Below are 21,881 nucleotides of genomic sequence, written 5' to 3'. Positions count from 1 at the left end.
TGGCGTCCGCTGGAACGGTTTTTTTGGTATGATAGAACAATCCATGGCATAATACCAACAGCAGCTCTAATTAAGAGCACAGGATTCAAGAGAGGACAGATACATTATGAAAGTAAATCAATCCGAATTTATTATCAGTGCCGTTCGGCCTGAACAATACCCCGAGGACGGCCTGCCCGAGATTGCCTTAGCGGGGCGGTCCAATGTAGGGAAATCATCTTTGATCAACCGCTTGATTAATCGCAAAAACTTGGCACGGACGAGTTCTACCCCTGGTAAGACACAGCAACTGAACTATTATAAGATCAATCAGGATCTCTACTTCGTCGATTTCCCGGGATATGGCTACGCTAAAGTTTCCAAAGAGCAACGCTTTGCCTGGGGCAAAATGATGGAGAAGTACTTGTTGGGACGCGAGGAATTGAAGCTTGTCATGCAAATGGTGGACATGAGACATGAACCGTCCAAGGATGACATGATGATGAATGAATGGCTTCGCCATCATGGCTTGCCTCTGGTCGTGGTTGCGACGAAGATGGACAAGATTCCAAAAACGCGTAGAGCCAAACATATTAAAGTCATCAAAGAAGCTTTGGATCTTCGTCCTGGTGATCTGTTTGTACCGTTTTCATCGGAAGAAGGTTTAGGGAAAGAAGAATTATGGGAGATCATCACCCGCTTTGCCGGAATCGGTCAAGCCACAGTGGAAGAAGAGCCACAGGCTTAAGAGAATCACGAAGACCACGAAATTAACGGATAACCGGGGATTGCGCCATTTTGATGCAGGAAAGCGAGCAACTTGGGTGTATCTTTGATGAGATCAAAGATTAATCCATATTTTATGGGTTTCCGTGAAAATTCATTGTTTTATTTTGGGGCGAAATAGCTATACATTAGTGTATAATGAGCTTAGGTGCATTTGTGCCAACAGTACCAAAGTACCGGCCTTGCCGGCCTGAAGAATTTTGAGATCACTGCCACATGTGCAGGAAGACAAAACAATCGGGAAAGAATTGAGGAGATTTTTATGGCTCAGCGATTAGCCACAGAGTATGTTAAAGCCACTTTGAAATTGTCAGAACCTCAGATGCATCAGTTTTTGCGCATGACACAAGACGGCCGGATTCATCAACGTGTGAAGGTGATGGAGAATGGTTGCCAGGAAATTGTGCTAGGAGATGTGAGTGGAGAAGAAGTTCATTTCCCGTTTGATCGTAGGGAAGGGTTTTACATCTGTGAGTTATCTTGCCGCCTGGTAAACCATTATCTGACGAACGTAGTCCGGAAGCTCTTTATGACCTTTAAGGGTGACGGCGTTGTTCATCGAATTTATGAAGAGTTCACCATGACGTATGTTTATACTCAAGGCGTTGTCCGTAAAATTGTGGAGCAGACCGGTGAGAATATCCGTGTCATCTATGAATACAAAAATACGTTGCTTGAATTGCAGCGTGTGTTCCAGGCACGAGATGTTGAACGCGAGATTATTCGGGTATACGCCGAGATTGATTCGTTACTCGATACAAGAATGGATGCTTCTTCTTCTGAACAGCTCCAGCAAATTGATGAAAAGCTTGCTCGCCACCAGAAACGACTGTTTCAGCTTGAAGCCTATTGACCTAAAAGTGTGAGTTATACAAGTACCTAACTAACCATCCCCTAATGCTCTGATCTGGCACATTCCAGGCAGCTGCGAAAGGGGATTTTTTTGATTTTGGGAGCTTGTTGGATACGAATCTTTTATTTTTTGATCTTCCTAAAAGGGGTTGCATTCCCTTTTGCATTCCCTTTGGATAGATGTTATTTTTAATCTCGTTGAAATGAAAAGAATATAGGAACCAAGTACGCAAAGAAACGTGATTGAATAACGACAGCATGAATAATGTTCACATATCGGGATGGAACGAAGATCATCCCAAACCTGAATAGTCATGGAGCCTTCCATGGCTATTTGTTTTATATGGGATTTTCATGAATCTTTATCATTAAAACAAGTATTTAACGCATAACGGTGAAGATTGGTGAGACACTACAATAAATGACAATGCATAAGATGATTTACATGGGGATTTCATAAACATTTCATAAAAATGGCCCAGTCATAGTATGGATGTGTGATATAATTAACCATGTCAATCATAAATGGATGAACATATGTAGAAAACACTTTGATTGGAAATTTATTAGGCAGGTGAACTTGCAATGCACATCGTTGTCGTTGGTTTGAATTATCGCACGGCGCCTGTAGAGGTTAGGGAACGATTCACATTTGCAGAAAAGGACTTGTCTGAAGCGCTGCAGCAGCTCAAGCTGACCAAGAGTGTATTGGAAGGTGTAATCGTAGCCACATGTAACCGTACCGAGTTGTATGTTGTGGTAGACCGTCTTCACATGTGTGGTTATTTTATTCGGACGTTCATGGAACAATGGTTTAATGTTCCGCGGGAAGAATTTACGCAACACTTATATATATATGAAGATGATCAAGCCATGCGCCATTTGTTCCGTGTCATTTGTGGGCTGGACTCAATGGTTATTGGCGAGACTCAGATTCTTGGACAGGTGAAACAGGCTTTTTTCAAAGCACAGGAAGAGAAAGCTACTGGGACCTGGTTTAACATGCTGTTCAAACAGGCTGTTACATTGGGTAAACGGGCACATTCGGAGACTTCGATCGGAGAGAGTGCGGTATCTGTAAGTTATGCTGCTGTAGAACTAGGCAAGCGTATCTTTGGTATGTTCACGGATAAGAAGGTGCTGATTCTGGGTGCCGGCAAAATGAGTGAACTCACAGTAAAACATCTGTATACCAATGGAGCCTCCGAAGTCATTGTGGCGAATCGGACACTTGCGCGAGCTGAGGAATTGGCAGCGAAGTTCCGCGGGACCCCTTGTACGATGGAACAGGCACTAGAGCGACTGAACGAGGTTGATATTGTCATCAGTTCGACAGGGGCCGAAAGATATGTACTGGATGCCTCTGTTGTTCGAGATAGTATGAAGCGTCGTCAATCGCGTCCACTGTTCCTGATTGATATTGCTGTTCCGCGGGATATTGATCCGGCGATCGGCGAGTTATCCAATGTATTCCTTTATGATATTGATGATTTGGAAGGAATCGTGGAGAGCAATCTGGAGATGCGTAAGGTGGAAGCTGCCAAGATTGAGAAAATGATTGAACTTGAGATGGAAGATTATTATCAATGGCTTAAAACCTTGGGCGTTCGTCCTGTCATTCGGGCATTGCAGGAAAAAGGCGCTTCCATTCATGAAGAAACGATGGATAGTCTGTTTAATAAATTGCCTGAACTGGATGAACATCAGCGTAAAGTTATCCGCCGTCTGACGAAAAGCATCGTGAATCAAATGACGACAGATCCGATTAACCGGATTAAGGAAATGGCTGGTACCAAGCACGGTGATGAAGCGCTGCGCATGTTTACTCAGATCTTTGCTCTGGAGGATGCAGTAGAGGTGGCCGCTGAGAAAGTAAGTCAGAGTGATGCGACGGCTCTGCGCAAACCGGATGCCGTTCATCTTAACGATTCCCGGCAAGACCCCGTGCCGGCTTATGCTCCGGCAGGCGTATAAGGCGGGTGGGCAGCTTGACCCTTGCTGAACAAATCTATGAAGCTTTAATCTATATGTATGCCCTGAGCCTACTGTTCTATTTCTCGGACTGCATTCGACGCAATGCGGGGGCGAAGCGGACAGGCACAGGGTTTCTTGTTGTTGTGTGGGCGCTTCAGGTGTTCCATGTCATTTTGCGCATGTTAACTGAAGGGCATTTCCCAATCTACACCACGTTTGATTTTTTGTTTATCTTTTCATTTAGTATTGTGCTGATGTCTCTGGTGATGACTCGGATTCAGCGTTCCGAATTTGTCATTTTATTGCTGAACGTCGTTGGTTTCTCCGTTACGGTGTTGAACCGGTTGTGGTTTACCGCAGGTGAGATATCTCTGCATAACTGGCAGACTGTGCATGGATTGCTTATTATGCATATCACCTTGGCCAATCTAGGTTTTGCGGCTCTCACAGTAGGTGCTGTATTTGCTATGTTATATCTGTTTTTGCACCGCAAGCTGAAAAACAAGAAATGGAATGATACCGTACGTCGTCTGCCGAGCCTCGAAGTGATCGGCAAATATATGGATGGGGCTACACTGATAGGCACACCTCTTCTTGGTGTTTCTATCATGCTCGCGGTATTGTCCATTGTAGCTGAAACGCGCTGGAGCCTGCTCTTGGATCTCAAGGTTATTGCAACGGGACTTGCCATAGCGATCTATGTGGGGTACTTCGTCTTTAAGAGAAGAAAACAGTTTTCCACAGTCATTATGGCGAGATGGACGCTGATCGGATACGGCTTTGTCATTATCAGTTTTTTATCCAATGCGTATTCAGCGTTTCATCGTTGGACGGGAGAGTGAAGGGGATGGAACGGTACACGCCAATATTTGTGGATATATCAGGGAAATCCTGCTGCGTGGTTGGAGGCGGACGTGTTGCTGAACGTAAAATAAAAGGTTTGCTTCATGCGGAAGCGCAAATCAAGGTGATTAGTCCGGAAGTTACGCCAACGTTACAACAATTGCATCATGATTCCCGAATTCAATGGCTGGCCCGGTCCTACCGCAATGGAGATTTGCGGGGGGCCTTTCTCGTATATGCAGCAACGGACCATAGTGAAGTGAACACAGCTGTTGTCCAAGAAGCTGAAGATGCGGGTATACTGGTTAATGACGCCATATCTTCTGAGCGAAGCACCTTTATTACACCAAGTGTGGTCAGGCGTGGAAGACTGAGCATTGCGATATCGACCGCTGGAGCAGGACCTGTGGCCGCAGCAGAAATTCGTGACACCTTGGAGCAGCAATTCGGAGATGAGTACGAGACATATATTGAATTTTTGTATCAGATGAGGATGGAAGTAAAGGCACGTGTATCTTCTCCAGGTGTCAGAGCTAAATTACTCCGTCGTTTAACCGAAATGAATGTACTGGAAAATATCCGTGCAGGTCAGTTTGAGTGGTGGACCGAAGAACAAATTGGGGACTGGATATCCCATAATCAGGAGGACGTGTAGACATGCGGACAATTAAAGTGGGAAGCAGACAAAGCGCACTTGCTTTGACCCAGACAGGCCATGTAATTCAGGATTTACGTGATATTTGTGAACGGGAAGGATTAGCTTTTGATTTTGAAGTACATAAAATTGTTACAAAAGGAGATTTGATTCTCGACGTAACCCTGTCCAAAGTCGGAGGCAAAGGACTGTTTGTCAAAGAGATTGAACAGGCGATGATGGATCGCACGATTGATATGGCTGTTCATAGCATGAAGGATATGCCTTCCGAGTTGCCTGAAGGGTTGACGAACGGAGCTGTTCCGCGCCGTGCAGATCCTCGTGACGCACTGATTTCAAATGGTGGACTCACATTGGATCAATTGCCGGAAGGGGCAAGAGTGGGGACGAGCAGTCTGCGTCGATCCAGTCAATTGAAAGCATATCGTCCGGATTTGCAACTTGAATCGCTTCGTGGCAATATTGATTCCCGTCTGCGCAAGCTGGAGACAGAAGGTTTGGACGCTATTATTTTGGCTGCCGCTGGTCTGTATCGAATGGGCTGGCAGGATCGGATTACGGAATATCTGTCAGAGGAAGCTTGTCTTCCCGCAGTAGGTCAGGGTGCACTCGGCATTGAATGCCGTGAAGATGATGCGGAACTGCTCCATCTGTTGCAGTTGTATAACGATCCGGAAACCGCCTTTCCTGTATTGGCAGAACGTCGCTTCCTTAGTGTATTAAATGGGGGCTGTCAGGTTCCAATTGGAGCTCATGCCGTATGGGTGCCACAGCAAGATGCAGATTCCCCGAATGGACAAAACACGTTACAATTAACAGGTATGGTCGGCACGCCGGACGGCGGACTGATTCTTAAAGAAGCGTTGACGGGCAAAGATCCGGTTCGTCTTGGAGAAGAAGTGGCTTGGAGATTGATTGAACGGGGAGCAGAGCAGATACTGGCAGAAGTTAGGGGATGAAGACATGGTGGGGAAGGTCTTTTTGGTTGGTGCAGGTCCAGGGGACGCTAAGCTGATTACGGTAAAAGGCTGGGAATCGATCGGTCGAGCGGATGCTGTCGTTTACGATCGGTTGGCTAGCCCGAGATTACTCAAACAAATGAAGCCCGGCGCGGTTAAGATATATGTGGGTAAGCGGCCGGATCGACATACGATGAAGCAGGAAGAAATCAACCAGCTGCTGGTTGATCTCGCACTGGAAGGCAAGGTTGTGGTCCGGCTTAAAGGGGGAGACCCGACGATATTCGGACGCGTAGGTGAAGAGGCTGATCTGCTGCGCAAAAACGAAGTTCCTTTTGAAATCGTACCTGGTGTAACCTCAGCAATAAGTGTACCTGCTTACGCTGGAATACCTGTGACCCACCGCGACTATGCTTCCTCTATTTCCATCATTACGGGGCATGAGAGTCCGGACAAGCTTGATCGCAGTATCCATTGGGATAAAGTGACGAATGCAACAGGCACACTGGTATTTATGATGGGCGTCTCCAAAATTGGATATATCAGCGAACAGTTGATTCGTCACGGACGCCCGGCGCAAACACCGGTGGCATTGATTCGCTGGGGAACAAGAGCAGAGCAGGATACGATCACAGGCACGCTTGAAGATATTGAAGCAAAAGTCATCGCTGCGAACTTTCAACCACCCGCTGTCATTGTTGTTGGTGAGGTGGTGAACCAGCGCGAACAGTTGAAATGGGCGGAAGCAATGCCGCTGTTTGGCAAACGCATTTTGGTGACGCGAGCACGCAGTCAGGCTAGTGATTTGGTGAACCGGATCGAGGAACTTGGCGGTGAACCTTACGAATTTCCGGTAATTGAGACCGTGATGCCATCAGGGGAGTCGGCACAGGAAAGTGTCAAACAGGCCTTTGGTGCGTTAAATACGTTTGACTGGGTATTTTTCACGAGTGTAAACGGGGTGGAATTCTTTTTCCGTCATTTGGAGCAACAGGGAAAAGATATTCGCTCCATTCATCAAGCGAGAATTGCGGCGGTAGGGCCTTCCACTGGAGAAGCTTTGCGTAAGTATGGCATCGCAGCGGAAGTCATCCAAGGGCCATTTCAGGCCGAAGGTATGCTTGAAGCTTTTGAAAGTGAACTGAAGGAAGGCCAGAGGGTTCTCTTACCGCATGGAGATCTTGCGCGCTCCTGGTTGCCTGAACAGTTGAGGGAGCGGGGACTACTGGTCACCGAGGCAATTATCTATGACACCATTCTGGCTGGCGAGGATGACGATGAACTGCTGAAGCTGCTTGAAGAGGGCGGCATTCATGCGATGACCTTCACGAGTTCATCCACCGTCACCAATTTCATGAACATTCTGAAACGGATGGGATTGCAGGATCCCTTGCCTTTACTGAAAGATGTTGAGGTTGCGTGTATCGGGCCTGTTACAGCGAAGACGGCAGAAGCAGCAGGCTTGAAGGTCACAATGATGGCTGAAGAAGCAACCATTGAGAGTCTGATTTCTGTGTTGTCTGAGTGGAAACGAAAGCCTGCTACAGAAGCTGTATTTCCCCGTTAAATATATAAATTGAACCGCAATCGATAGATGAAGCGTGCTGAATTCGTTACGATACCGGCGCGCTTCGCTTTTTGCTCCAAATTACTATTTAGGGAGGTTTCACACGTATGAGTTTTCCAATTGTAAGGCATCGCCGTTTACGTCAATCCACAGGTATTCGCAATATGGTAAGAGAGACCCATTTGACTGTGGATGACTTTATCCAACCCATCTATGTTACTTATGGTGAAAATGTAAAATCCGAGATCAAATCCATGCCGGGCGTATTCCGCTTCTCGCTGGATCGTCTGCAGGAAGAAGTGAAGGAGATTGCCGATCTGGGTATTCCGGCTGTGCTCTTATTCGGTATTCCCGAAACCAAAGACAGTGTCGGTTCGTCTGGATTCGCAGAAGATGGCATTGTACAGGAAGCAACGAAACTGATTAAGTCATGGTATCCTGAGCTGCTGGTTGTTGCTGATACCTGTCTATGCGAATTCACCGATCACGGTCATTGTGGCATGGTGCATACCGTGGAAGTGGACGGTCACATATGCGGTGATGTTCTCAATGACGAATCGCTAGAGCTGCTCGTGAAAACAGCGGTATCCCAGGCCAAAGCTGGAGCGGACATCATTGCACCATCCAACATGATGGATGGATTTGTCCAAGCGATCCGTGCCGGACTGGATGAGAATGGCTTCAGTCACATTCCGATCATGTCCTACTCCGTAAAATATGCTTCGGCATTCTATGGTCCATTCCGCGAAGCTGCGGATTCCACGCCACAATTCGGAGATCGCAAGTCGTATCAGATGGACCCAGCCAACGCTCGTGAAGCATTGCGTGAAGCCGAAACCGATGTGTTGGAGGGAGCGGACATGTTGATGGTGAAACCTTCACTGTCCTATCTGGATGTCATGCGTACGATCAAGGACCAATTTGATCTTCCACTGGTTGCTTACAACGTAAGTGGAGAGTATGCCATGGTGAAGGCAGCGGCGATTCAAGGCTGGATTGATGAGAAGAAAGTGGCCATGGAAATTCTGCTGAGTATGAAACGTGCGGGTGCAGATATGATTATTACGTACTACGGAAAAGACGCTTCACGGTGGTTGGCCGAGAAATAATAGCTTGCTCCCATACAGCTAGGATGAACAAAACGGATTATGGTTTATCAAAATTATATAAAAGGCCTCCTCCAAAGGTTTGGAGGGGCCTCATCACTAAGGAGGATGTTCATGACTGCACAACAAGGAACTCGTCGCAATGATGAGCGCTCACGCAGCGCATTTGAAGAAGCCAAGCAGTACATACCTGGGGGTGTGAACAGCCCCGTTCGGGCGTTCAAATCGGTGGGTCTTACCCCGATCTATGCAGAGCGCGGAGAAGGCTCCAAGATCTATGATATTGACGGCAATGTTTTTATTGATTATGTGGGATCCTGGGGTCCGCTCATTATGGGACATGCACATCCTGACGTTGTAGAAGCTTTGCGTGAGACAGCCCTTAAAGGAACAAGCTTTGGTGCGCCAACGCTGCTGGAGACAGAGATGGCAAAACTCGTCTGTGAGCGTGTGCCTTCGATCGATATCGTACGAATGGTGAATTCCGGTACGGAAGCAACCATGAGTGCGATTCGGCTGGCACGTGGTGTAACAGGACGTAGTAAAATTTTGAAGTTTGAAGGATCATACCACGGGCATGCCGACAGTTTGCTGATCAAAGCAGGTTCTGGTGTAGCAACACTGGGTCTGCCTGACAGCCCTGGTGTTCCTGAAGGTGTGGCTATGAATACGATTACGGTTCCATACAATGACCTGGAGTCAGTGAAGCTTGCTTTTGAACGTTATGGTGAAGAACTGGCCGCCGTCATTGTGGAACCTGTTGCAGGTAATATGGGAGTTGTACCACCCGTTTCGGGTTTCCTTGAAGGCCTGCGCAATTTGACGTCTCAATACGGCAGTCTGCTCATTTTTGACGAAGTCATGACTGGTTTCCGTGTAGGGTTGAACTGTGCACAGGGACGATATGGCGTTACACCTGACCTGACTTGTCTGGGTAAAGTAATCGGTGGTGGGCTTCCGGTGGGCGCTTATGGCGGCAGACGTGATCTGATGGAACAGATTGCTCCGACCGGACCGATCTATCAGGCAGGTACACTGAGCGGTAATCCACTGGCTATGGCAGCAGGTTATACGACACTTAAATTGTTGACACCGGAGGTCTATGATCGTCTGGAGACACTGTCTGCACGCTTGCAGGCTGGGTTTGAGAAGAATGCAGCAGAGACGGGTGTAGCCATAACGATTAACCGTGTTGGTTCGATGGTATGTCCATTTTTCAGTGCTGTTCCAGTTACGAATTATGATATTGCCAAAGAAAGCAATCTGGATCAATTCCGTCGTTATTTTGCGGCGATGATTGATCAGGGTGTGAGTGTAGCACCTTCCCAATACGAAGGCATGTTTGTCTCTGGCGTGCATACGGAGCAGGATATTGACGATACAATCGAGGCAAACCGTAAGGCTCTTCAATCATTATGACCATTAAAAGTTGGAAACGTCGTGGGGAATGGCTTGAGCTAATGCCAGGCAAAGCGGTGACAGGCAGTTCAGACAGGCAAACGGCTGCAGAGAAATGGCTCTTGTCTGAGCTTCAGTTACCAGAGAAAATGTTGCGTCAGCTAAAGACGAACCAAGGCATACAACTCGCAGGGGACCGGCTTCGGCTGGCCCTTTTTGCGTCTCAGCCAATCGATGTTGAACCGCGCTGGGTGGATATCGATGTTCTGTATGAGGATGACTTCTGTCTGGTCGTGCATAAACCGGCCGGAATGAAGCTTCATCCCGATGGGAGCCGGGCGGATCAAGCGATTACGCTGGATCATGCGGTTGCGTCTTATTACGAAATGAATGGGATTCAGGCGAATGTACGCCATGTTCATCGTCTGGATGAGGACACAACTGGACCTGTTTTATACGCCAAAAATGCTTTTGCCCTCGCCAAACTGGATGAAGCGATGCGGCGTAAAGACATTGGACGTCATTACGTCGCCATTGCAGGCGGTCAGATATCCACGGAGCTAAATACGATTGATGCTCCGATTGGGAAGGACAGGCATCACAAGCAACGCAGACGTGTCTCTGAAGGCGGGCAGGACGCTGTAACCCATGTGGAGATCGTGGAGGTGTGGGATAGGGCTACCCTCGTCCGGCTGACACTGGATACAGGACGCACACATCAGATTCGGGTGCATTTAAGTTATGCAGGACATCCTCTCGTCGGAGATGAGTTATATGGAGGCAGAAGGGATTCTATTGGTCGGCAGGCACTTCATGGTGAGACACTGAGTTTTGCTCATCCGCTGACAGGGGCACGAATTGAAGTGGCAGACCCTTGGCCGCCCGATTTCGAACAACTGGCACAACGGGAAGGCAAGGACCAATAAACTGGGAAGGTTTGCACAAAAGGTGGCATGCTCATCTCATTCAAGGCATATAGATGGGGTAACGAAGGATTTGGACCATGGATCAGTCCCATGAGAAGGATCATGGTGAACATATGCCGAAAGGAGGACGCCACCTTTGTTGAATCAACCTTATGGTTTGCGGTTCGATATTTATGAGCGCGTTCATTTGTCAGAGGGAGTCCCTGCAATTGAGGAACTGGAGGAAATTGAGTTATATCCCCGCATTCAGGTGATAGGTCAGGATGATCATGCAACATTGCGAGGCCATCTTTTGCTGACAGGTGCGTATCGGGGAGAGAACGAGATCTCGGAGGAACTCAAACATTTTATTCCGGTGGAGATCACGGTACCCCTGAATCGGGTAAGATCGCTTGAGGATATTTCCATTGAGATTGAAAATTTTGATGTCGATTTGTTATCCAACCGAAGTCTGAACATTACTGGCGTATTGTCGCTTCGCGGTATCGAGGGCTTTCCGGTGGAGGAACCGCAGGTCTGGTCAGCAGATGAGTTTACCGTTGTACATTCGCCCGACCCTCAGCAGGGCGACCGTTCCGCTGAAACAGAGCAGACAGGCAGCTATCCCAATGTATTTGCTCAGGAGTATCTGCTTCAACGGAGCGAAGAGGAGTTACAGCAGGAACATCTATTTCAAGCTGCTTCCGAACAATTTCAATCCTGGCACCAAGGTGATGGGAACGCGGAGCAAAGCAAAATAGCTGAAAACGGAGAGTCCTCGTCCTTGAGGGACAAGGAGGATGACGCGCAAGCGGATGTGTTGTCCGAAACGCCTTCTCCCGTTTCGTCTTTTTTGGCGGAGACAGCCGACAGGTTGGCTTCTTACCCTGAATCTGAGCCTTTGCTTCCTCTGGCTGAAGAGTCGTCTGTCTGGTCCGAGCCTTCCGTCGAGACCTTACATACGAACCTAAGGAATTCGGAGCAGGCCGATTCCAAGCTGGATCCGCAGCCTTCGGATGAACAGGCAGCGCCGGACGTATGGCATTTTGAATCTGCCCGATCTGAACCAAAGCAGGAGGATCAGGCGGTTGCAGATGTCCCAGCAGGTTCGCAGTCAGAGAACTGGCAGGATGTCTTCGCAGCGTCTGAACCGGAAATTTCGGAGGAAAACACACCTCCTCTTGAAGCGGTGGAGACGAATGAGCCCGCTGAAAAAGAATCTTTTATCCCTGAACCTGTGGCTGAGACGGAAGACAAGCCGGAGCTTAAGGTTGCTTTTGGCAGCAAGAGAGAATCTGCACCCAAACAGGAAGAGGGCGTAGGCATCTCCTCCTTGTTATCCTCTGGCAGGGTGACACGGGAGGCGGAGGCTGAACGGGAGCAAGAGGCACTTGCTGGAGTCCAGCAGCAAGAAGCATACCCGCCTGATGATGTAGAGTGGAAGAACCTGTTTCTCGGCACCATTGTTGATCAGACCCCGTTCCGTAAAGTGAAGTTATGCATTGTACAGCGTGAAGAGACGCTCGATACCATTGCAGACCGATATCAGTTAAGTACCCGAGAGCTCCAGTTGTATAATCGTCTTTCTGAACAGGTTGTGGAAGAAGGACAGATTCTATATATCCCTTAACCTATAGGCAGGTTTAATGACCATTGTGACCCGTGATCCCTTGAGGATGGCGGGTTTTTGCTTTGTCAGCCCTCAACCTGCATTGCAGCGCGCTTTTTCCGCTGTTGTCAGGTTGACTATCGGGCACGGGCAGGGTATGATGTGTTTAGGTTTTTTGAAGAACAACGTGGATCGGGAGTAGTAGACAGTATGACCTTTCAGAGAGCGGGATTGTAGCGCTGGGAAATTCCGTAGGAACCAACTGATCGAAGTCGCCCGGGAGTTGCCTGTTTGAATACAAGGGATGAGTAACTTTAGTATCATTCATTCCTAAGGTAGGATGGGCCGGTCGCAGCCGTTATCTGCTTGAAGTGTCACGTGAGAACAGAAGGGGTAGTCTATCTTTCTATCTGCGTGAAACAAAGGTGGTACCGCGAAAGCTAACCTTTCGTCCTTTGATGGATGAAAGGTTTTTTTGTTTTTTGGCGATGATGAATAAGTAACGGAGGAATGACACATGTCTGAACAAAAAAATTCAGCTGCAACAGAAATGCCAACCACATATGATCCGAAAGCTGCGGAACAAAAATGGTATTCCACTTGGATGGAAAATGGATATTTCAAGGCAGGCCAGCGTAAAGATGCTGAACCTTATACGATTGTAATCCCACCCCCGAACGTAACCGGAATGCTCCATATCGGGCATGCGCTCGATTTTACACTGCAGGACATTCTGATTCGTACCAAGCGGATGCAGGGCTATGATGCACTGTGGCTGCCGGGTTCTGACCATGCAGGTATTGCTACCCAAACCAAAGTAGAGCAGAAATTGCGTGAAGAAGGTCAGACTCGTTATGATCTGGGACGCGAAAAGTTCTTGGAGAAGGTATGGGACTGGAAAGAGCAATACGCAACAACCATTCGTCAGCAATGGGGCAAAATGGGCTTGTCGCTCGATTACTCGCGTGAACGTTTTACACTGGATGAAGGTCTATCCCAGGCTGTGCGTAAAGTGTTTGTTCAACTGTATGAAAAAGGCCTCATTTATCGAGGCAAACGAATTATTAACTGGGACCCGGTGAACCGGACTGCACTGTCCGACATCGAGGTTGAATATAAAGAAGTTCAGGGTCACTTGTACCATCTGCGTTATCCACTCAAAGACGGAAGTGGGTATGTTACAGTAGCGACAACTCGCCCGGAAACGATGCTGGGAGATACAGCAGTTGCAGTTCATCCTAAGGATGAGCGTTACGCAGACATGATTGGCAAGGTGCTTGTTCTGCCTATTATCGGACGTGAAATTCCGGTTATTGCAGATGAGTACGTAGATAAAGATTTCGGAAGTGGCGCCGTGAAAATTACGCCTGCTCATGATCCGAATGACTTCGAAGTGGGCCTTCGTCATGATCTGCCACAGATTACGGTGATGGATGAGACTGGTACGATGAATGCCGAAGCAGGCAAATATCAGGGACTGGATCGCAGTGACTGCCGTAAGCAGATTGTTGCAGACCTGCAAGAACAGGGCGTATTGATCAACATCGAGGATCATACGCATCAGGTTGGACACAGTGAACGGACAGGAGCTGTCGTTGAGCCGTATTTGTCGACACAGTGGTTTGTTGAGATGAAGCCACTCGCGGAGAAAGCGATTGAGAAGCAACAAAGCGGTGAAGGGGTTCATTTTGTCCCGGATCGTTTTGAGAAAACGTATCTGAACTGGATCGAAAATGTTCGTGACTGGTGTATCTCTCGTCAATTGTGGTGGGGTCATCGTATTCCTGCCTGGTATGACGAGGAGACTGGAGAAGTTATTGTATCTGCTGAAGATCCGACAACATTGCCAGAATACGCTGGACGCAAGCTGAGACAGGATGAAGACGTTCTGGATACATGGTTCAGCTCCGCATTATGGCCGTTCTCTACTTTAGGCTGGCCGGAAGACACAGAAGATCTGAAACGTTATTACCCGACAAGTGTACTCGTAACAGGGTATGACATTATTTATTTCTGGGTGGCGCGCATGATCTTTACCGCTCTGGAGTTCACGGAAGAGGTTCCGTTCAAGGATGTGCTGATGCACGGTCTTGTTCGTGATGCAGACGGACGCAAGATGTCCAAATCGCTAGGCAATGGTGTTGATCCGTTGGATGTGATTGAGAAATATGGTGCGGATGCAATGCGTTACATGATCTCTACAAGTAGTACTCCGGGTCAGGATCTCCGTTTCCGCTGGGAGCGGGTTGAACAGGCTCGTAACTTTGCCAATAAAATCTGGAATGCATCGCGCTTCGCTCTGATGAATCTGGAAGGGTTCACCTATGAAGATCGTGATATTAGTGGAGACCTTGGAACAGCGGATTACTGGATTTTGCACCGCCTGAACGAAACTTCTCGTGATATTACGCGTCTAATCGAAGCGTATGAATTTGGAGAAACAGGCCGTTTGCTGTATAACTTTATTTGGGATGACCTGTGTGACTGGTATATTGAATTTGCGAAGTTGTCCTTCTATGGGGAAGATCCGGTTGCCAAGAAGAAAACACAATCGGTGCTTGCTTATGTGCTGGATCAAACCATGCGCCTGATTCATCCTTTCATGCCGTACATTTCGGAAGAGATCTGGCAGCATCTGCCGCATGAAGGCGAGACCATTACGTTGGCTTCCTGGCCGGTGTATGACCCTGCACTGGAGAACCCAGAAGCGGTTGCCGAGATGAACCTGCTTATGGATACCATTCGTGCAGTAAGAAACATCCGTGCAGAAGTAAACGTACCAATGAGCAAGAAAATTGAATTGATGGTGAAAGCGAACAACGCAGAGACATCCAGCATCATTGAACGCAACAGCCATTACATCAAACGTTTCTGTAATACGTCCGAGTTCGACAGCGGCCTGGATCTGAGCTCACCGGATAAAGCAATGACTGCTGTCATTACTGGGGCTGAGCTGTACTTGCCGCTGGCGGGTCTTATTGATATTGATCAGGAAGTGGCTCGTCTGGAGAAAGAGTTGCAGAACCTTGAGGGCGAAGTACTCCGTGTGGAGAAAAAGCTTGCGAACGAAGGCTTTGTTGCCAAGGCTCCTGCCAAGGTTATTGAAGAAGAGCGCGCCAAGCAAGCGGATTATTCCGATAAACGGGATAAGGTGATTGCACGAATCAAGGAACTGAAAGGTTAATATATTCGGGTCGGATGGAGTGCCTCTGCGCCATCCGGCCGCTTTTTTCAACCAAACTCAAACCAAAGGTGAATCATATGACGGAACTTAACGGGACAGAAATAGCATCTCCTTTACTTACCTATGACGAGGCCGTGAACTGGATCAATGGCCTTATTCCTTTTGGCATCCGACCTGGATTGGAACGAATCGAGGGATTGATGTCATTGCTGGGCAATCCTCACCAGCGTCTCAAATTTATTCATGTCGCGGGAACGAACGGCAAAGGTTCGACTTGCGCTTTTTTGACGTCAGTGCTTCTTCAGGCGGGATATGATGTTGGAACGTTTACGTCCCCTTATATCACCAAATTCACAAACCGTTTTCAGTACAACGGTGAAGATATCCCGGAAGAAACTTTGCTCAAACTCTCAAACCGCCTGTATCCATTGGTTCAAGAGATGGCTTCAACTCCCCTTGGATCACCTACGATGTTTGAGGTATCTACAGCAATCGCTCTTCTGTATTATGCGGAAGAGTGCTACCCTGACATTGTGGTATGGGAGACAGGGCTCGGGGGAAGGATGGACGTAACGAATATTGTTACACCCGTGGTATCGGTCATTACCAATATCGGTATGGACCATACGGATGTACTGGGAGATACGATTGAGGCGATTGCTGGAGAGAAGGCAGGTATTATTAAGGCGGGGGTACCCGTTGTTTCCTGTGCCACGCAGCCAGAGGCTGTGAAGGTGATCCAGGAGACGGCAGAGCGGCTACGTTCAACCGTGTATCTGGCGGGAGATCGTTTCTCCTATCATAGACTGGACAGTGATGAGAACGGACAATCTTTTCATTTTACAGGACCGTTCCGTGATCTGGACGCTCGTATCCGCATGCAGGGCGTACATCAATGCGACAATGCAGCGGGTGCACTTATGGTACTGGAGTTGCTTCGCCAATACATGGCATTTATGCTGGATGATGAAGATATTGCACTTGGACTGGAACATGCCTTCTGGGCAGGACGGTTCGAGAAAGTGGTTGATCAGCCCCGCATTGTACTGGATGGAGCTCATAATCCGGAGGGGGCCGAATCGCTGGCCAAGAGCATTATCGACGTATATCCTCACAACAAGTTAATTTTGATGATGGGCATGCTGGCGAATAAGCATCACGAAGCGTATTTGCAGCATATACTGCCACTAGTGGATACGCTGATCCTGACCGAGCCAGATTTCCGACGCAAAATGGATGCAGCCGAATTGCTGCAGATCGTCGAACGGGTACGTCCCGCCATTGCGAAACCGGAGCTGGAAATCATCGTCGAGCCCGAATGGGCAAAGGCACTTGATCTATTGAAGTCACGGACGGAAGCGGAAGATCTGGGGGTGGTGTCCGGCACATTGTACCTGATTGCAGATGTGCGGGCAGCCCTTTTGCATCAAACCGATTCTGAAAAAGGTTGGTGAAAGTTTTGTTAAATACATCGGAACACGTTCATTTTATAGGGATTGGCGGATATGGCATGAGTGCCATCGCGAGAGTTATGCTTGAGATGGGATACACCGTTACCGGATCGGATGTCGCTTCACAGGAGTTGACCGAGAAGCTGGCAGCCAAGGGAGCGAAAATATATATCGGACATACAGCAGAGCACGTAAACGGGGCAGATCTAGTTGTCTACTCTACGGCAGCTCCTGCTGATAATGTGGAGCGGGTGGCAGCTGAAAAGCTGAACATCCCGATTCTGCATCGCGCCCAGATGCTCGCGCGTTTGCTGAACGAGCGCAAAGGTGTGGCTGTAGCCGGGGCTCATGGCAAAACAACCACGTCATCCATGATTGCACTCGTTATGGATAAATGTGATACAGACCCGACATACATCATTGGCGGGGAAATCATGAACGTGGGGACCAACGCCAAGGCAGGCCAAGGCGACTGGGTTGTTGCAGAGGCGGACGAGAGCGACGGTTCATTTTTGCAGTATCACCCTTGGCTCGGTATTGTGACTAATATTGAAGCGGATCACCTTGAGAACTACAACAGTGATTTTGAAGAACTCAAAAAGGCTTATGTGCAGTTCCTGAGTCAGATTCGTCCAGAAGGCACGGCCATTGTATGTGCTGACGACGAGAATGTTCAAGCCATTTTACCGGAGCTGAAATCACGGGTGACCACATACGGCATTGATTATGCTGCTGATTATACAGCAACAGATATCGTGCTTGGCGACCGCCGAATTTCCTTTACGATGAGCCATCAGGGCAATGTGTTGGGTAAGGTGGAGTTGTCAGTTCCAGGTAAACACAACGTTTATAATGCGATGGCTACGGTTATTACCTGTCTGGAAGCAGGTATTCCATTTGAGAAAATTACAGCCGCCATTATCCAGTTCCATGGAGCGAAACGCAGATTCCAGGTGCTGGGTGAGGCGCGTGATATGCTGATTATTGATGATTATGCTCATCACCCGACCGAGATTGAGGCTACAATCAGTGCGGCCAAAGCAACAGGGAAACGTATCATTGCGGTATTCCAACCACAGCGTTACACACGTACGTTCTTCCTGCTTGATGCGTTCAGTCGTGCCTTTGCAGAAGCAGATGAGGTTCTCATTACCGATATCTATTCCCCTGCGGGCGAAAAACAGATTGAAGGTGTTCACTCGGCTAGGCTGGTTGAACTCATTGTTCAAAACAGTAATGCTTCTGCGCGTTATCTTCCGACAAAGGAAGAAGTTGTTGCAGATCTGCAGAACCGTCTTCAGCCAGGCGATCTTGTGCTCACGATGGGTGCAGGTGATATCTGGAAAGTTGGCGATACACTTGCCAAAGGGTTGAAATAATTACAATCATAAAACCGTCTGACTTCATTTCGAAGCAGGCGGTTTTTTTGCATGAAATGGAATGTTTCTAATTCTCTCCGCATATAGCTGTTATAAATGGGACAAAGGAGAGGGTACGGGGTGAGCAATGCTAGAATGACGTTTCGCTTTGGGGATAACGAGTCGGACAAGCCTGAAAACAAGGGGATACCCACATCCAGCACATTTGCAGCTTTGAGTGAAGAAATTCCGCACAGTCCAACGCCAACACCAACGCAGTTGAATACAACGCCTTCATGGACACCAGAGGATATTCCCGGAGACTGGGGAGAGACGATGCTGACAGGCTCCGCTGTACCTGAACCTTACCAAAGAACGGATAAGGATTCGAAACTCGATGAGCCTGGATACAGTTATAATCATCTTACTGCATATCCGGGTGATGAGGATGAGAACAGGTCGGACGAGAATTATGGAGGTCATGACTGGCTTGCAGATAGTGAAAACTACTCTTATAAGCGAAATCGTCCCCCAAGGGGCTGGAAAATGATTGGTTCAGTAACGGGGGCGCTTGTAACCGGGGCCCTCTTCGGCATGGTTATTCTATCTTTTTTCAATCGGGAAGGGGCCGTAGATCCTGGGAGCAAGATTCCCGCCAATCAGGCGGTTTCCGCTGTGACAGGTCAGGAGGGAGTGGCAGGTTCCGAACAGCAGCTCCAGGGAACGACTACAGGCGGCAGCTATTATGCACTGCAATATGGTGTATTCAGTTCTCCTGAACGCGCTGAACAGGCCAAGGTGGAGCTGTCCCAGGCAGGCATTGCCGCAGGCTCCGATCCGGAGGATGGTAATCGGGTATATGCAGGTATTTCGGCTGACCGTGAGGAGGCCAAGCTGCTCAGCTCAAGGCTTAAAGCCGAAGGTGTGGAGCTGTACGTCAAGGAAATCGTCACCCCAGAAGTGAACCCGGCAGTATTCGGCGGAAAAGCAGAGGATGTGCAGCATTTCTTCGCAAGCGGCTCAGCTTTGGTTGAACAGCTGTCTACCCTTTCGATCCAGCAACTTGGTCAGTCTGTTCCTGAAGCCGTCTCAACCGAAACGATGACCTCATTACAGAACCAGCATGAGCTCTGGCTGACCGGTTTGAATAGTATTGCACCGGGTCTGAGCGCAGACGTACAACCCTATGTTTCCACGATGGAGAAATCGATGAACAGTGCGGTAACCGCACTTGCCGAATACAACAAAAATCCGGCTAATGTTCATATGTGGTCTGTACAGTCCGATCTCATGGAATATGTATTACAGCAAAAAAAATGGCTTGAAGCGATAAAACAGTAATTAACACTTTCCCATAACACGGCCTTGAAATACCTATCCGGCAAGGAACTGGAAATAGTTCCCCTTGCCGGATTTGTGTTTGTATTGACGTACAAAACCCCGTATAATAATGTGGGTGTCAAAAAATGGCGAGGGAAGATCACCGATGAAAAAAAACTTCGGCATGTTATTGCTGTTTCTGCTGCTCGGCTGGCTGGCCGGTGCGTGGATCGCCAAGGCACTGCAGCCTGTAAAGGCCGTTGCCTTTCTAACGAAAGCCACGACCATTCGTTGGTCGCCGCAGGCTGATCTGGATATTATCAGTTATGATATTTCACTTCAATTTCAAATGAGCCTCCTGAGTCTGATCGGTATTATTGCTGCTGTATGGCTGTATCGCAGGTTATAGGAGAATGACGAATTTTGACGAAGAAACTAAAAAAAATGATATCTACTAGCGTGATCCGACAGGATGTCGCCGTAGCATAAGGGGCCGGTTATTTTGGATAAAACACAACAGCGTCGCATTATTCTGGCTTCCACTTCGCCACGGCGTAAAGAACTGATCGCATCACTCCATCTAGCTTTTGAAGTAATACCAAGTCACGCCGATGAAGATACACCCCCGGAATGGACTCCTGAACAGACGGTACAGGAGCTTGCGATGCGTAAGGCGCTTGCCGTTTATCGCGGGCTGGAAGGCCGTGAACAGGATGCTGTTATTGTTGGTAGTGACACTGTTGTCGTTCTGGACGGTGATATTCTTGGTAAACCCGTAGACGAAGCGGACGCTGAACGAATGTTATCTCGTCTACAGGGGCGTGTACACCGTGTTTTCACGGGAGTAGCTTGTATCGATGCAAGTAATGGACAATCCATGGTTCAGTATCGGCAGACCGATGTAACGATGAAGGAACTGTCTGAAGCTACGATTCGTGCGTATGTTCAGACTGGAGAGCCTTCGGACAAGGCAGGATCATATGCCATTCAGGGCATTGGTGCTTCATTGGTAGAACGTGTTGAAGGATGTTATTTCAATGTGGTGGGCCTACCGTTGTCCTTGCTTAGCGATATGCTGGATGGATTCGGCGTACATGTACTGCCACGTACATGAAATTCCGCAATTGACGATCTGAAAAGAGGGAACATATGGAGTCGCCTCAATATATGATGCGCGACATCCCCCAGGAAGAACGCCCGAGAGAACGCATGATGGAATACGGGGCGGGCGCCTTAAGCCATGCTGAATTGCTGGCGATCTTACTTCGAACAGGTACAAGACAGGAATCCGCAGTGCATATGGCACAGCGGATTCTGACCGAAACGGGTGGAATTCGCTCGTTGATGGATCTGAGCCTGGAAGAATTGACTGCGATGAAGGGAATCGGCATGGCCAAGGCTGTACAACTGAAAGCCAGTATTGAGCTTGGTCATCGGATTGCGAAGAGCAGACTTACACAGTCAACTTCAATTCGTACCCCTCGTGATGCGGCCGATATCCTTACCGAACAATTGCGTTACTTGCAGAAAGAACACTTTGTGTGTCTTTTCCTGAATAGCAAAAACCACATTATTGCCCAGGAAACACTCTCCATGGGTAGCCTTAACGCTTCGATTGTACATCCACGTGAAGTGTTCCGGGCTGCCATCAAATGCAGCAGCGCCTCTATTGTGTGCGCACACAACCATCCCAGCGGTGATCCTACGCCTAGTCCAGAGGACATCCAAATAACCAAAAGACTGATCGAAGCCGGTGCAATTGTTGGCATAGACGTGCTGGATCACATTATTATCGGAGATGGAACGTACGTAAGTTTGAAGGAGAAGGGCTTAGTATAATATAATGGTTGGCGTTGATGTTTTCCTATGAATGTTGACGGCGTTGTCCGTAGAAGATAGGTTCACTTTACAAATGCAAAACATTGCAACACAAAA

General features: G+C 48.3%; 18 protein-coding genes and 1 other annotated feature. All 18 genes read left to right on the top strand.

The annotated features are described in order from the left end of the window. The first annotated feature begins 106 nt into the window (after positions 1-106). The 18 genes from yihA (at position 107) to radC (ending at position 21,785) form a co-directional block, all read left to right on the top strand. Positions 107-727 (top strand): ribosome biogenesis GTP-binding protein YihA/YsxC, encoded by a 621-nt coding sequence (gene yihA, locus AC3ITG_RS25800; protein ID WP_489251759.1) that lies wholly within the window; start codon positions 107-109, stop codon positions 725-727. Positions 728-1,027: 300 nt separating this feature from the next. Further along, complete coding sequence (locus AC3ITG_RS25795) at positions 1,028-1,618, top strand: non-ribosomal peptide synthetase module (RefSeq protein WP_489251758.1); 591 nt, start codon at positions 1,028-1,030, stop codon at positions 1,616-1,618. Between the two features lie 584 nt (positions 1,619-2,202). Continuing rightward, on the top strand, positions 2,203-3,591 hold the full coding sequence (gene hemA / locus AC3ITG_RS25790) for a glutamyl-tRNA reductase (protein ID WP_413373177.1): 1,389 nt from the start codon (positions 2,203-2,205) through the stop codon (positions 3,589-3,591). A gap of 14 nt (positions 3,592-3,605) precedes the next feature. Continuing rightward, positions 3,606-4,433, top strand: coding sequence for a cytochrome c biogenesis protein CcsA (gene ccsA, locus AC3ITG_RS25785; protein WP_371121670.1), 828 nt, complete (start codon positions 3,606-3,608; stop codon positions 4,431-4,433). 5 nt (positions 4,434-4,438) lie between these two features. Next, complete coding sequence (locus AC3ITG_RS25780; RefSeq protein ID WP_413373176.1) at positions 4,439-5,089, top strand: precorrin-2 dehydrogenase/sirohydrochlorin ferrochelatase family protein; 651 nt, start codon at positions 4,439-4,441, stop codon at positions 5,087-5,089. 2 nt (positions 5,090-5,091) lie between these two features. Continuing rightward, positions 5,092-6,048, top strand: coding sequence for a hydroxymethylbilane synthase (gene hemC, locus AC3ITG_RS25775; protein ID WP_413373175.1), 957 nt, complete (start codon positions 5,092-5,094; stop codon positions 6,046-6,048). Between the two features lie 4 nt (positions 6,049-6,052). Then, the gene (cobA, locus tag AC3ITG_RS25770) at positions 6,053-7,615 is read left to right on the top strand and encodes a uroporphyrinogen-III C-methyltransferase (protein WP_413373174.1); all 1,563 of its coding nucleotides are present in this window, start codon (positions 6,053-6,055) and stop codon (positions 7,613-7,615) included. Positions 7,616-7,722: 107 nt separating this feature from the next. Continuing rightward, positions 7,723-8,724, top strand: coding sequence for a porphobilinogen synthase (hemB, locus tag AC3ITG_RS25765; protein WP_079696601.1), 1,002 nt, complete (start codon positions 7,723-7,725; stop codon positions 8,722-8,724). A 111-nt stretch (positions 8,725-8,835) separates the two neighbouring features. Next, positions 8,836-10,140: a glutamate-1-semialdehyde 2,1-aminomutase gene (gene hemL, locus AC3ITG_RS25760; protein ID WP_489251757.1), complete on the top strand. Its 1,305-nt coding sequence runs from the start codon at positions 8,836-8,838 to the stop codon at positions 10,138-10,140. Continuing rightward, positions 10,137-11,045, top strand: coding sequence for an RluA family pseudouridine synthase (locus AC3ITG_RS25755; RefSeq protein WP_489251756.1), 909 nt, complete (start codon positions 10,137-10,139; stop codon positions 11,043-11,045). Before hemL ends, AC3ITG_RS25755 begins: the two co-directional genes overlap by 4 nt. 136 nt (positions 11,046-11,181) lie before the next feature. After that, positions 11,182-12,654, top strand: a complete 1,473-nt coding sequence (locus AC3ITG_RS25750; protein ID WP_489251755.1) for a LysM peptidoglycan-binding domain-containing protein — start codon at positions 11,182-11,184, stop codon at positions 12,652-12,654. A gap of 158 nt (positions 12,655-12,812) precedes the next feature. Then, positions 12,813-13,092 (top strand) — a binding site (T-box leader). Between the two features lie 58 nt (positions 13,093-13,150). Beyond that, a complete protein-coding gene (locus tag AC3ITG_RS25745) occupies positions 13,151-15,817 on the top strand; it encodes a valine--tRNA ligase (protein ID WP_063568110.1) in 2,667 nt (888 codons plus the stop codon). 77 nt (positions 15,818-15,894) lie between these two features. Then, entirely contained in the window at positions 15,895-17,271 is a 1,377-nt protein-coding gene (locus tag AC3ITG_RS25740) for a bifunctional folylpolyglutamate synthase/dihydrofolate synthase (RefSeq protein WP_489251754.1), read from the top strand. 5 nt (positions 17,272-17,276) lie between these two features. Continuing rightward, the gene (murC, locus tag AC3ITG_RS25735) at positions 17,277-18,647 is read left to right on the top strand and encodes a UDP-N-acetylmuramate--L-alanine ligase (protein WP_079696597.1); all 1,371 of its coding nucleotides are present in this window, start codon (positions 17,277-17,279) and stop codon (positions 18,645-18,647) included. Between the two features lie 120 nt (positions 18,648-18,767). Continuing rightward, the gene (locus AC3ITG_RS25730) at positions 18,768-19,967 is read left to right on the top strand and encodes an SPOR domain-containing protein (RefSeq protein WP_489251753.1); all 1,200 of its coding nucleotides are present in this window, start codon (positions 18,768-18,770) and stop codon (positions 19,965-19,967) included. 145 nt (positions 19,968-20,112) lie between these two features. Then, complete coding sequence (locus AC3ITG_RS25725; protein ID WP_024633972.1) at positions 20,113-20,355, top strand: DUF4321 domain-containing protein; 243 nt, start codon at positions 20,113-20,115, stop codon at positions 20,353-20,355. A 93-nt stretch (positions 20,356-20,448) separates the two neighbouring features. Then, positions 20,449-21,060 carry a Maf family protein gene (locus AC3ITG_RS25720; RefSeq protein ID WP_076290778.1) on the top strand — a complete coding sequence of 204 codons (612 nt, stop codon included), beginning with the start codon at positions 20,449-20,451 and terminating at the stop codon, positions 21,058-21,060. A gap of 35 nt (positions 21,061-21,095) precedes the next feature. Next, positions 21,096-21,785 carry a RadC family protein gene (gene radC / locus AC3ITG_RS25715; protein ID WP_413373166.1) on the top strand — a complete coding sequence of 230 codons (690 nt, stop codon included), beginning with the start codon at positions 21,096-21,098 and terminating at the stop codon, positions 21,783-21,785. Positions 21,786-21,881 lie beyond the last annotated feature (96 nt).

The organism is Paenibacillus sp. GL_099_B (assembly GCF_057835695.1).
This window is presented reverse-complemented; position numbering and strand designations above follow the sequence as displayed.